12 protein-coding genes are annotated in these 13,238 nt (G+C 59.0%); 1 reads left to right on the top strand and 11 read right to left on the bottom strand.

Annotation, left to right across the window (positions count from 1 at the left end; all coding sequences use genetic code 11):
* Positions 1-9: 9 nt before the first annotated feature.
* Positions 10-477, top strand: coding sequence for a DUF5680 domain-containing protein (locus GA0061102_RS05585; protein WP_092844842.1), 468 nt, complete (start codon positions 10-12; stop codon positions 475-477).
* A gap of 7 nt (positions 478-484) precedes the next feature.
* On the opposite strand, the gene GA0061102_RS05580 is transcribed toward GA0061102_RS05585, so the two are convergent.
* The 11 genes from GA0061102_RS05580 to nuoK all read right to left on the bottom strand — a co-directional run bounded on the left by GA0061102_RS05580 (position 485) and on the right by nuoK (position 13,227).
* Complete coding sequence (locus tag GA0061102_RS05580) at positions 485-1,168, bottom strand: ABC transporter ATP-binding protein (RefSeq protein ID WP_092844840.1); 684 nt, start codon at positions 1,166-1,168, stop codon at positions 485-487.
* Positions 1,169-1,182: 14 nt separating this feature from the next.
* Positions 1,183-2,493: a lipoprotein-releasing ABC transporter permease subunit gene (locus GA0061102_RS05575; RefSeq protein WP_092844838.1), complete on the bottom strand. Its 1,311-nt coding sequence runs from the start codon at positions 2,491-2,493 to the stop codon at positions 1,183-1,185.
* Positions 2,494-2,632: 139 nt separating this feature from the next.
* Positions 2,633-3,955, bottom strand: coding sequence for a proline--tRNA ligase (gene proS, locus GA0061102_RS05570; protein WP_092844836.1), 1,323 nt, complete (start codon positions 3,953-3,955; stop codon positions 2,633-2,635).
* Positions 3,956-4,578: 623 nt separating this feature from the next.
* Positions 4,579-4,857, bottom strand: a complete 279-nt coding sequence (locus tag GA0061102_RS05565) for a DUF1467 family protein (protein WP_092844834.1) — start codon at positions 4,855-4,857, stop codon at positions 4,579-4,581.
* A 200-nt stretch (positions 4,858-5,057) separates the two neighbouring features.
* Complete coding sequence (gene mce, locus GA0061102_RS05560) at positions 5,058-5,462, bottom strand: methylmalonyl-CoA epimerase (protein ID WP_092844832.1); 405 nt, start codon at positions 5,460-5,462, stop codon at positions 5,058-5,060.
* Positions 5,463-5,492: 30 nt separating this feature from the next.
* Complete coding sequence (locus tag GA0061102_RS05555; protein WP_092845251.1) at positions 5,493-7,166, bottom strand: ribonuclease J; 1,674 nt, start codon at positions 7,164-7,166, stop codon at positions 5,493-5,495.
* Between the two features lie 14 nt (positions 7,167-7,180).
* Positions 7,181-7,945, bottom strand: a complete 765-nt coding sequence (locus GA0061102_RS05550) for a biotin--[acetyl-CoA-carboxylase] ligase (RefSeq protein WP_092844830.1) — start codon at positions 7,943-7,945, stop codon at positions 7,181-7,183.
* Entirely contained in the window at positions 7,945-9,387 is a 1,443-nt protein-coding gene (gene nuoN / locus GA0061102_RS05545; protein ID WP_092844828.1) for an NADH-quinone oxidoreductase subunit NuoN, read from the bottom strand. Before nuoN ends, GA0061102_RS05550 begins: the two co-directional genes overlap by 1 nt.
* 18 nt (positions 9,388-9,405) lie before the next feature.
* Entirely contained in the window at positions 9,406-10,917 is a 1,512-nt protein-coding gene (locus GA0061102_RS05540) for an NADH-quinone oxidoreductase subunit M (protein WP_092844826.1), read from the bottom strand.
* Positions 10,917-12,911 carry an NADH-quinone oxidoreductase subunit L gene (gene nuoL / locus GA0061102_RS05535; RefSeq protein WP_092844824.1) on the bottom strand — a complete coding sequence of 665 codons (1,995 nt, stop codon included), beginning with the start codon at positions 12,909-12,911 and terminating at the stop codon, positions 10,917-10,919. Before nuoL ends, GA0061102_RS05540 begins: the two co-directional genes overlap by 1 nt.
* A 7-nt stretch (positions 12,912-12,918) precedes the next feature.
* Entirely contained in the window at positions 12,919-13,227 is a 309-nt protein-coding gene (gene nuoK / locus GA0061102_RS05530) for an NADH-quinone oxidoreductase subunit NuoK (protein ID WP_004122490.1), read from the bottom strand.
* Between the last annotated feature and the right edge of the window lie 11 nt (positions 13,228-13,238).

The raw sequence follows: 13,238 nt of genomic DNA, 5'->3' as shown, positions 1-13,238 counted from the left end.
GAGAGCGTCATGCCGGATCTTGCCGAGCTGAACGATTTTATTGTCATCGCCAAGGCCGAGACCTATGTCGGCGACGGCGAGCGCCAGCCGTCCTGCCGCAATGGCTCGCATGACATCGGCTATGTCAGCGGCCGCTGGCGCTATCTCGACAGCTATTTCGGCGGCACGGATTTCGCCGGGCAGGAGATCGTCTGGTACGATGGCGAGCCGATCTGGGCGATGAATTATTTCGGTCGTATCATCGTGCCCGATCTGATCGACGGGACACGCGCGGGCATGGTCATCAAGGCGGCGCTCATGCGTCTCTATCTGGACGAAAAGCGCTTTCTCGGCGGCTATGAGTTCGAACACGCTTATGGCCGCTATATCGACCATAGTACCGGCGCTTGCGACCACTTCACCGGCCACGAGGCCATCATGATCAGGGAGCGCAAGGCCTACGAGCTGGATTATCGCGGCGGCTTGATCGTTCCATAACGAACGATCAGAACTCGACCACCTTGCCGTCGTTCAGCGTGACGCGGCGGTCCATGCGGGCGGCGAGTTCGTGATTGTGGGTGGCGATCAGGGCCGCAAGGCCAGATTGGCGCACCAGCGCTTCCAATGCATCGAAGACGTAATGCGCGGTATCCGGATCGAGGTTGCCGGTGGGCTCGTCCGCCAGCAGCACAAGCGGTGCGTTGGCGACGGCGCGGGCGATCGCGACGCGCTGCTGTTCGCCGCCGGACAATTCGGCCGGACGATGATCGGCGCGATGGCCGATGCGCATGTAATCGAGAAGCTGAGCGGCCCGCGCGCTCGCATCCTTGCGGGAGAGACCGGAAATGAGCTGCGGCATCATGATGTTCTCGAGAGCCGAAAATTCCGGCAGCAGGTGATGGAATTGATAGACGAAACCGATCTCGCTGCGGCGCACGGCCGTGCGCTTGTCGTCGGACAAGGCTTCGCAAGCCTGGCCGTTGACGAGCACCTCGCCGCCATCCGGGTGCTCGAGCAGGCCGGCGACATGCAGGAGCGTCGACTTTCCTGTGCCGGAAGGCGCGACAAGCGCGACCATCTCGCCGCTACGCAGGGTAAAATCGGCTTTCTTCAAGATCGGCAGGCGCATCTCACCCTGCCCATAATGACGCTCCACGCCAGAGAGCTGAAGAACGACGTTGCGTTTCATCAAATGCGGATTCCTTATTCGTAGCGCAACGCCTGCACCGGATCGAGCCGCGAGGCACGCCAGGCCGGAAAGATCGTGGCAAGGAAAGACAACGTCAGAGCCATCACGATAACGGAGATGGTCTCACTCATATTCATCTTGGCCGGTAGTTTGCTGAGGAAATAGACTTCCGGATTGAAAATCACCGTACCCGAAATCCAGCTGAAGAACTGACGGATGGACTCGATGTTCAGGCAGACAAAGACGCCGAGGATTACGCCTGCAAGCGTACCGACGACACCGATGGCCGCCCCCGTCATGAAGAAGATACGCATGATCGAGCCCGAAGTCGCGCCCATGGTGCGCAGGATAGCGATATCGCTGCCCTTATCCTTCACCAGCATGATCAGGCCTGAAATAATGTTCAGTGCGGCGACGAGGACGATCAGCGTCAGGATCATGAACATCGTATTGCGCTCGACCTGCAGAGCCGAGAAGAAGGTGGCGTTGACCTGCCGCCAGTCGGTCAGGAAGATCTGCCGCCCGGCCGCCTCTTCGATCTTTGGTCGCAGCTGATCGACATCATCAGGGTTGGTGATGAAGAGCTCTATCTTCTCAGCAATGCCCTGGGCATTGAAAAAGACCTGCGCCTCTTCCAGCGGCATGAAGACGACGGAGGAATCATATTCCGACATACCAACTTCGAAGATACCTGAGATCGTGTAGGCCTTGACGCGCGGATTGACGCCGAACGGCGTGACATCCCCATCCGGCGCCGTCAGTGTGATCTGGTCACCGGCCGTCAGGCCCAACTGCCGCGCGAGGCGGCTGCCGATCAGCACACCCTGCCCGGAGGCAAAACCGACCATATCGCCGGAAACGACGTGATCCGATACCGATTTGAGCCTCGTCAGATCCTCCGAGCGGATGCCGCGCACCAGCGCGCCGGTGCCCGAGCCGCCGCGGCCGGAGGCAAGCGTCTCTCCCTCGACGAGCGGCAAGACCATGATGACGCCGGGGACAGTGGAAAACTTCTTCGCCAGCTCAGCATAATCGTTCAACGGCGAATCAATAGGCTGGACGACGACATGGCCGTTGAACCCAAGGATCTGCTTGAAGAGTTCCGCGCGGAAGCCATTCATGACGGCCATGACGATGATCAGCGCCGCAACGCCGAGCATGATGCCGACCAGCGAGAAGCCGGCAATGACCGAGATCGATGCCTCCCTGCGCCGGGAGCGCAGATAGCGCCAGGCCACAAGCCGCTCGAATCCGGAAAACGGACGAGACGATGGGCCGGCCTTGAACGAATTTTCCTGCTGTTCCACTGCCGCACTCACCGCCATTCGCCTTCCATCCTATCTATCGCTAGAGCCGGATGATTTTAGGTCGATCCGACCTAAAATCTGAAATCCGCTCTAAATCAAAGAAGTAGAGCATGATGTCGTCCGAAAACCGCCTACACTTTTCGGCATCATGCTCTCGTCAGCCCGCCAGCCGCTTGATCGCTGCCTCGACCGTCATCGTCTCGCGAGCGCCGGTCTTGCGGTCCTTCACTTCCACTTCGCCGCTCGCGATCGAACGCGGTCCGACGATGATCTGCACGGGCACACCGATCAGATCTGCCGTCGCGAACTTCGTTCCGGCACGATCGTCGCGATCGTCGAGCAGGACATCCTTGCCGGCCTTCGACAGAGCGGCATAGACCGTTTCGCAAGCCTCGTCACAAGCTTGGTCGCCGGACTTCATGTTGATCACCACGACATCGAACGGCGCAACCGACGCAGGCCAGATGATTCCGTTGTCGTCATGCGATGCTTCGATGATGGCGGGAACAAGGCGGGTCGGGCCGATACCGTAAGATCCCATGTGGACAGTGTGTTCCTTGCCGTCCGGACCCTGCACTTTCGCACCCATCGGCTCGGAATATTTCGTGCCGAAGTAGAAGATGTGGCCGACTTCGATACCGCGCGCCGACAGGCGTTCGACTTCCGGGATGGCATTGAAGGCAGCTTCGTCATGCATTTCCGAAGTGGCTGCATAGATCGAGGTCCACTTGTCGAAGATGCCCTTCAGGCCGGCGACGTCGTCGAAATTCGTGTCTTCGCCGGGAATGTCGAAATTGACGAAATCCTTGTGGCAGAAGACTTCCGACTCGCCGGTATCGGCAAGAATGATGAATTCATGGCTGAGATTGCCGCCGATCGGGCCGGTATCCGCGCGCATGGGGATAGCCCGCAAGCCAAGACGATTGAAAGTGCGCAGATAGGCGGCGAACATCTTGTTGTAAGAATGGACAGCGCCTTCCTGCGTCAGATCGAAGGAGTAGGCATCCTTCATCATGAACTCTCGCGAGCGCATGGTGCCGAAACGAGGACGGATCTCGTCGCGGAACTTCAACTGGATATGATAAAGGTTCAGCGGCAAGTCTTTGTAGGACTTGACGTAGGACCGGAAGATGTCGGTGACCATCTCCTCGTTGGTCGGGCCGTAGAGCATGGGCCGGTCCTGCCGGTCCTTGATGCGCAGCATTTCCTTGCCGTAGGCGTCGTAGCGGCCGCTTTCCTGCCAGAGTTCGGCTGACTGCAGCGTCGGCATCGAAAGCTCGATGGCACCGGAACGGTTCTGCTCCTCGCGGATGATCCTGTTGACCTTGTCGAGCACACGCTTGCCCAATGGCAACCAGGAATAGATGCCTTGCGACTGCTGGCGGATCATGCCGGTGCGCAGCATGAGCCGATGAGAAACAATTTCAGCCTCTTTAGGATTTTCCTTCAGAATGGGCATGAAGTAACGAGACAGACGCATGACGCTTGTTCCAGATGGTTTGACGATCCGCTCTATACGGAATCGTTAGCAAATTATGTATAGAGGCCGTTCATAACTGCTTCGGCGCCGGAAGGAAACCCGCATTCTCCATGAGGGGAACTTGGCAAACGCCCGAGGATGCAGGCGATGCGGCATATTTTCACGATTCCGAAAAGATGCGTTTTTATAAGGATTTACGACGAAAATCTGTCAACAGAAAAAATCTGCGCGACTGTAGCAAAAAAGCAAAAAAACAGATGACAAAGCTCAATGTTTGAGCTAATTTTAGCTCACAAAAGAGGCAAGAAGGCTAAATTCTTGCCGTTTCGCGGTCAAGTCTTGGGAGGATTAGATCTTAGGCGCGCTTGTTCGCTGCCCCGGTAACGGATAAGGATCACGCGATACTTTAAAACAAGGCTTATAGCCTTGTTTTTTTTTGCTTTTACTATGGCCAACTATGCTTTGAACGCCCCGTCGGAAAGCGTTGCCGAACGCTTCCCGTCACGACCTCTCGGCCATGATCTGCAGCCTCTTTGCTTCACCCAGATGACAGGCGTGTGACGAATTGAAGGCGATTGCAAGGCGTTTGGAATTCAACCCACGCTGCAGGCCGTTACGATTGCTTACTTGTCGTAGCTCGGAACGATTTTCGGAATGGAGTCGATGCTCAGCCCGAAATAATGCGAGGCGATATACCAGGCGCCGTAGATGAGGGCCGAGACCAGGGTGGTGAAGAATACCACTCTCCCGGCGCGAAATTTCGTCGGCGCGCTTTCGACGGTTCCAGCGATCACATGCTCGTCCTCAGCCTGCGTGCGCAAACCAAACGGCAGCACGGCAAACAGCGTAATCCACCAAATGACGAAATAAACCGCGAAGCTCGCTGCAATCTGCTGGGCCATTATGCTCCCTCAAAGCGGTTCAGTTCTTCACGGAATCTCCGAACCGCTCGACCTTATTGTTTTACTCAATTCCGGACGGAAAACCGCTGCGCACTTTTCCCGGAATTGCTCCAGAGACGAGCCTGCTCGCCCTTCCCTCTTCCAAGTTGCTTATAGGGGCAAAGCCGCCATCTTTCAAAGCACCTTCCAGCGCTTTAATGTCACACTTGCTCAAGCTCGATCAGCGTCCCGAAGAAGTCTTTCGGGTGCAGGAAGAGTACCGGCTTGCCATGCGCGCCGATTTTCGGCTCGCCGTTCCCAAGCACCCGGGCGCCTGTGGCGACCAGATGGTTACGCGCCGCAAGAATATCGGCAACCTCGTAACAGATGTGATGCATGCCGCCGTCCGGGTTCTTCGCAAGGAAAGCTGCGATTGGCGATGCGTCGCCGAGCGGCTCCAGCAGCTCGACTTTGCTGTTCGGCAATTCGACGAAAACGACCGTTACACCATGCTCGGGCAAAGCCTGCGGTGCGGACACAACGGCGCCAAGCGTCTCGTGATAAGCGCGACTGGCCGTTGCAATATCCGGAACGGCAAGCGCGATATGATTGATCCGTCCAAGCACGATCTCTCCTCCCCGATCGGATGGCGAACTTCAGCCGCCGGTGCGTGTGACGAAGACGGTCACAAGAGGCTTCTTCCCCCAGCCCTGGTTGGCGGCGGCGCGCACGGCGCGGCGGGCAGCTTCCTGCAGCATGTCCAGATCCTTACGGCGGGCACGGGGAATGCTTTCGATGGCGCTGACGACGGCGTCAAAGAGCGTGTCTTCCATCTCGTCACCCTCGTCGTCATAGGCCGGCAAGCCGATCGCCACGACATCGGGATCGCCGACGATGTCGTAACGGGCATCGAGCACGACGTTGACAGCGACATGGCCGACATAGGAGAGCTTCTTGCGCTCGCCGATTCCCATCTCATCGAAATCGCCGATCAGAGTGCCATCCTTGAAGATGCGCCCATGCGGCGCTTCACCAATGACTTCCGCCGGCCCCGGCGCGAGGCGCAAAATATCGCCATTGCGCACGCGCGGTACGATAGAAATGCCGCTCTGTTCGGCCAGTTCCTTGTGCGCAGTCAGATGCGTTGCCTCGCCATGAACGGGAACGACGATCTTCGGCCGCGTCCACTCATACATCTTCTGTAGTTCGTTGCGGCGAGGATGTCCGGACACGTGAACAAGCGCTTCGGCATCCGTCACGATATGTATGCCCTGTTCGATCAGGCCGTTCTTAATATCCTGAATGGCTTTCTCGTTGCCGGGGATGGCACGCGAGGAGAAGACGACAATATCGCCCGCAGCCAGTGCGACATTGCGCATCTCATCTCTCGCCAGTTTGGCAAGGGCAGCGCGCGGCTCGCCCTGGCTACCGGTGAGGATGACCACCACCTTGTCGCGCGGGATATAACCGTATTCGTCCTCGGCGATGAACGGCTTGATGCCCTCCATCAGACCGATGTCGCGAGCCACATCGACGACGCGCTTCAGCGAACTGCCGAGCAGCAGCACCTCACGACCGGCAGCCTCGGCAGCCTCGGCGACGGTGCGGATACGGCCGACATTCGAGGAGAAGGTGGTAACCGCAACGCGACCCTCGGCATCCTCGATGATCTTGCGCAGGCTTTCGGAGACGTCCTTCTCGGAAGGCGAGACACCGTCGCGAAGGGCGTTGGTGGAATCACACATCAGCGCCAGCACGCCCTCGTCGCCGAGTTGGCGGAAGCGGGTCTCGTCAGTCAGCGGCCCGAGCGACGGCTCGTGGTCGATCTTCCAGTCGCCCGTATGGATGACGTTGCCAACCGGCGTGCGGATCATCAGCGACATCGGTTCCGGGATCGAGTGATTGACGGCGACGCCTTCGATGCTGAAGGGGCCGACATTGATGCGGTCGCCGGCCTTGAACGGAGTGATCGGAATCTCACCCATAGTCTTTTCGTAGTCCCGCTTGGCTTCCAGCAAGCCCGCAGTAAAGCCCGAAGCGTAGACGGGGACATTCAGGCCCGGCCAAAGATCATTCAGCGCGCCGTAATGATCCTCATGCGCGTGAGTGATGATGATGCCCTTGAGGTTCTTGCGCTCCTTGGCCAGGAAACGGATATCCGGCAGCACCAGATCGACGCCAGGCAGATCCGGCCCCGGGAAGGTGACGCCGCAATCGACCATGATCCACTGGCGATTCTCCCGCGGACCATAGCCGTACAATGCGAGATTCATACCGATCTCGCCGACGCCGCCGAGTGGCAGAAACACCAGTTCGTCTTGCTTCGCCATTTCGTTCCCAACCATTACTTAAGAAAAACATCGCCCGCCGCGATCGGCATAGTCTTGCCGTCGTCGGTCTCGAGCATCAACAAGCCATTATCATCGATTCCAACGAATTGGCCTAAAATCGACCGGTCCGGCAAATTCACGGTGATCTTTTCACCGATACCGCACGCCGCCTCCCGCCAGCGGGCGGTGACCTCCCGAACGCCCTTGCCGTTGTTCCAGGCAGCAAGCACTTCCGCCATTGCCGCGTAGAGATGCGCAAACAGTTCTTCCGCTGAAACCATAGAGCCCTGCTGGCGCAGGCTGGTCACTGGATACATCGGATTGTCCGGCATGGTGGTGACATTGATACCGATGCCGATGACAAGCGCATAGCGCCCATCGGGGAGCGCTTCTCCCTCGATCAGGATGCCACAGGTCTTTTTGCGGCCGATCAGGATATCGTTCGGCCATTTGATCTCGGCCGGCTCGGCCGCCAGCGGCAATACGGCACGCACCGCCTGATGCACGGCGACCGCCACCGCAAGCGGCAGGGAGCCGAGACGCTCCATCGGTGCGGGATCGATCAAAAGCAGCGATGCGTAGAGATTGCCGGGCTCGGAAACCCATGGACGACCGCGGCGACCGCGGCCGCCGGTCTGGCGCTCGGCGGTCACCCACAGGTTTCCAGGATCGCCAGAGCGCGCTCTTTCCAGACACACGCTATTTGTAGAGGAAGTCTCTGAAAGGGCATCGTGCCGGAAGTCGGCGAGCGACTTCCGGCTGTTCATATCAAACGCCATCAAAACAGCGTCGCGGCCGCCAGATCGGCAGCACCGCCGATTGCGCCGCCGAACAAGACGTAAGTAATGACGAACAGGCCCGAGAGACCGAAGACCAGGCGCAGCGAACCGGCCGTGCGCGTGAATTCGTCCTTGGCTTCATCAAACCACATCACCTTGATGACACGCAGATAGTAGTAAGCGCCAACGACCGAGGCCAGAACGCCGATGATGGCGAGCGCGTAGAGATGCGCCTGGATGGCAGCGACGAAGACGAAGTACTTTCCGAAGAAGCCTGCCAGCGGCGGAATGCCGGCGAGCGAGAACATCAGCGCCGTCAGCACGACCGCCATGAAGGGGTTCGTCGCGGAGAGGCCTGCGAGATCTTCGATGCTTTCGACCTGACGTCCATCCTTGCGGCGCATCGCCAAAATGATGGCGAAGGAGCCGAGCGTCATGACCATGTAAATGACCATATAGAGCATGACGCCTGACACACCGGTCTTGGTCCCTGCGGCGAGACCGACGAGCGCATAGCCCATGTGGCCGATCGAGGAATAGGCCATCAGTCTCTTGAAATTACGCTGACCGATCGCGGCGAAGGAGCCGAGCAGCATCGAAGCGATCGAAATGAACACGATGATCTGCTGCCAGTCGGCGAGTACCGGATGGAAAGCCGTAACCACGATACGGGTCAGGATCGCCATGGCGGCAACCTTCGGCGCACCGGCGAAGAAGGCGGTGACCGGGGTCGGAGCGCCTTCGTAAACGTCCGGCGTCCACATGTGGAACGGAACGGCGGAGATCTTGAAGGCCAGACCGGCAAGCACGAAGACCAGACCGAAGACGAGGCCGAGCGAACGGGTCTCGGCGCTGAGGGCCGTGGCAATTGCGTCGAAGGTCGTGTGGCCGGTGAAGCCGTAGACCAGCGACATGCCGTAGAGCAGCATACCAGAGGAGAGCGCACCGAGAACGAAGTATTTGAGGCCAGCTTCGGTCGACTTGACGCTGTCACGGTTGATGGCAGCCACGACGTAGAGCGCCAGCGACTGCAGTTCCAGCGACAGGTAGAGCGAGATCAGGTCATGGGCCGAGATCATCAGCAGGATGCCGAGGGTCGCGAGAACAAGCAGAACCGGGAACTCGAAACGATCGAGCTGTTGCTCGCGCGCATGCCCCATGCTCAGGAACATCGCGACGATCGAGCCGACCAAGGCAACGATCTTCATGAAGCGCGAGAAGCCGTCGGCGAGATAGGCACCGCCATAGGCCAGCCCCTCGCCCGGCACGAAGATGATCCAGAGACCGGCCACCGCAAGAAGCGCGATGGCAAGACCGGTGACCATGGGTCCCGACCGCTCGCCCGAGAAGACGCCGATCATGAGCAACGCAAGTGCACCGACCGCGAGGATGAGCTCCGGAATGGAAAGATGCAGGCTCGCAAAAATTGTGTCAGCAGTCATATCGAATAGGTCCCGTCATCAATTCATCGACAGCGCAACATTCTGCGCAGCGTGCAGGGCAGCGGTGTAATTATTCACCAGGAGGTCCACCGAAGCGGCCGTGGCGTCAAAGATCGGCGCCGGATAGACACCGAAGAGGATCGTGAGGGCGATCAGCGGATAGAGGATCAGCTGTTCACGCGGCGACAGATCCAGCAGCTTCTTCAGGTTTTCCTTGTCCAGCACGCCGAAAATGACCCGGCGGTAAAGCCAGAGCGCATAGGCAGCCGACAGGATGACGCCGGTGGCGGCGAAGAGCGCAACCCAGGTGTTGGCGCGGAAGACGCCGATCAGGGTCAGGAATTCGCCGATGAAGCCGGAGGTGCCGGGCAGACCGACATTGGCCATGGTGAAGACCATCATGGCAACGGCATATTTCGGCATGTTGTTGACCAGGCCGCCATAGGCCGCGATCTCGCGGGTATGGGTCCGATCGTAGATCACGCCGACGCAAAGGAAGAGTGCGCCCGAGACGATGCCGTGCGAAAGCATCTGGAAAATCGCGCCCTGAACACCCTGCTGGTTGGCCGCAAAGATACCCATCGTCACGTAACCCATATGGGCGACGGAGGAATAGGCAATCAGCTTCTTGATGTCTTCCTGCATCAGCGCCACCAGCGAGGTGTAGATGATGGCGATGACCGACAGGGCGAAGACGAACGGCGCGAAATATTCCGACGCATTCGGGAACATGCCGAGCGAGAAGCGGATGAGGCCGTAGCCGCCGAGCTTCAGGAGGACGCCGGCCAGAATGACCGAGCCCGCCGTCGGCGCCTGAACGTGCGCGTCGGGAAGCCAGGTATGGACCGGCCACATCGGCATCTTCACCGCGAAGGAGGCGAAGAAGGCTAGCCATAGCCACGTCTGCAGCTGCGGCGGGAACTTGTAGGCGAGCAGCGACGGGATATCGGTCGTACCGGCCTGCCAGTACATCGCCATGATGGCAAGCAGCATCAGCACCGAGCCGAGCAGCGTGTAGAGGAAGAATTTGTAGCTGGCGTAGACGCGATCCTTGCCGCCCCAGACGCCGATGATCAGGAACATCGGGATGAGGCCGGCTTCGAAGAAGACGTAGAACAGCACAATATCCAGCGAGACGAACACGCCGACCATCATCGTCTCGAGGACGAGGAAGGCGATCATGTAGTCCTTCAGCCGCTTTTCGACCGAAAGCCAGCTTGCCAGCACGCAGAAAGGCATCAGGAAAGTCGACAGGATCACGAACAGCATCGAAATGCCGTCGACACCCATGTGATAGCTGATGCCGCTGGTCAGCCAGTCATGCTTCTCGATCATCTGGAAGCCCGGATTGGCGTTGTCGAACCAGATCCAGACGAACAGCGAGACGATGAAGGTGAAGACCGTCGTCGCCAGAGAAATATTCAGGATGTTGCGGCGGCCGTTGGGCCCGTCTTCCCGCGTAAACAGCAGGAGAAGGACGCCCACCAGCGGCAGGAACGTGACCGTTGAAAGAATAGGCCAATCGGTCATCAGAGGGAACTCCCGAGCATCATCCAAGTAACGAGGGCCGCAATGCCGAGCAGCATCGCGAAGGCATAGTGATAGAGGTAGCCAGTCTGCAGGCGCACGACGCGGTTGGTGACATCGACGACGCGCGCGGCAATGCCGTTCGGGCCGATGGTGTCGATGACCCCGATATCGCCCTGCTTCCAAAGGAAGCGGCCGAGGCGCTTGGCCGAGCGAACGAAGAGGAAGTCATAGAGCTCGTCGAAGTACCACTTGTTCAAGAGGAACTCGTAGAGCGGGCGCTGCTGCTGAGCGAGGCGACGGGGCGTTTCCGGCGACTGGATGTACATGTACCAGGCAACCACGAAGCCAACGACCATCGCGATGAACGGGCTGAGCTCGACCCAATGCGGAGCATGCTCCATCTCTTCAAGGATCTTGTTGTCAGGCACTGTGAAGAGCGCGTGCTTCCAGAATTCCTCATAGGCGTGACCGACGAAGTAGTCATGGAAATACCAGCCGGCGAAGACGGCGCCGATCGCCAACAGATAGAGCGGGACCAACATGACATTCGGCGATTCATGCACATGGTGCATGACTTCGTGCGAGGCACGGGGCTTGCCGAAGAAGGTCATGAAGATCAGGCGCCAGGAATAGAAGCTGGTGAACAGCGCGGCGATGACCAGCAGCGTGAAGGCAAAGCCGGCGGCCGGATTGTGCGACGTGTACGAAGCCGAGATGATCGCATCCTTGGAGAAGAAGCCGGCAAAGCCGATCGGCGAAAATGGAATGCCGACGCCGGTGATCGCCAGCGTGCCGATGATCATCATCCAATAGGTCTTCTTGATGTGCGAACGGAGGCCACCCATATGGCGCATGTCCTGCTCGCCATCGACGGCGTGGATGACCGAGCCGGCGCAGAGGAAGAGCAGAGCCTTGAAGAAGGCGTGCGTGAACAGATGGAAAATGGCAGCGCCGTAAGCGCCGACGCCGAGCGCGACGAACATGTAGCCGAGCTGCGAACAAGTCGAATAGGCGATGACGCGCTTGATGTCGTTCTGCACGAGGCCGACGGTTGCGGCGAAGAAGGCCGTGATCGCGCCGATGACGGTCACGACGGTCAGGGCATCTTGCGACAGTTCGAAGATCGGCGACATGCGGGCGACGAGGAAGACGCCGGCGGTGACCATCGTTGCGGCATGGATGAGCGCCGAAACCGGGGTCGGGCCTTCCATGGCGTCCGGCAGCCAGGTGTGCAGCAGGAACTGTGCCGACTTACCCATCGCGCCCATGAAGAGCAGCAGGCAGACGCCGGTGAGCGCGTGACCGCGATCGAGATGCATGCCGAAAAGGTTGAGTACGATATCGCCCGGCTGACCGCCCTGCCCTGCGGCAAAGCTCTGCACATTGCCGAAGATGACGTCGAGGTTGATCGAGCCGAAGAGGACGAAGACGCCCGCAATGCCGAGCACGAAGCCGAAGTCGCCGACGCGGTTGACGATGAAGGCCTTGATTGCCGCTGCGGACGCGGACGGCTTCTTGAACCAGAAGCCGATCAGCAGATAGGAGGCCAGACCGACGCCTTCCCAGCCGAAAAACATCTGGGCGAGGTTGTCGGAGGTCACCAGCATGAGCATGGCGAAGGTGAAGAGCGACAGATAGGCGAAGAAGCGCGGACGATGCGGATCGTGGTGCATGTATCCGATCGAGTAGACGTGAACCAGGGTCGAAACCGTGTTCACGACGATCAGCATGACCGAGGTCAGCGTGTCGATGCGCAGCGCCCAGGACGCGTCGATGCCGCCGGACTGGATCCAGCGCAGGACTTCAACCTTGATCGGGCCGTCCGTATGGCCGAGAGCCACCGTGAAGAAGACGACCCAGGATAGGACGCCGGCGACGATCATCAGGCCGGTGGTAACATATTCCGAAGCCTTGGCGCCGATGGCGCGGCCGAAAAGGCCGGCGATAATCGCACCGATCAGGGGAAGAAAGACGATAGCCTTATATAAAAACATAGCTGTATCAGCCCTTCATCACGTTGACGTCTTCAACCGCGATGGAGCCGCGGTTACGGTAGAAGACGACGAGAATTGCAAGACCGATCGCAGCTTCGGCCGCAGCGACGGTCAAAATGAATAGAGCGAAGACCTGGCCGACGATGTCGTTGAGGAACGACGAGAAGGCGACCATGTTGATGTTGACCGCGAGCAGTATCAGCTCGATGGACATCAGGATGATGATGACGTTCTTGCGGTTGAGAAAGATACCGAAGACGCCGAGCACGAAGAGGATGGCGCTAACCGTCAGGTAGTGGGAAAGTCCGATGACCATGTTCTTGTTCC

The sequence above is a fragment of the Martinezella miluonensis genome, assembly GCF_900094545.1.
GTDB classification, from domain to species: Bacteria; Pseudomonadota; Alphaproteobacteria; order Rhizobiales; family Rhizobiaceae; genus Rhizobium; species Rhizobium miluonense.
Note: the sequence above shows the minus strand (reverse complement) of the source record. Positions and strands in the feature narration are given on the sequence as shown.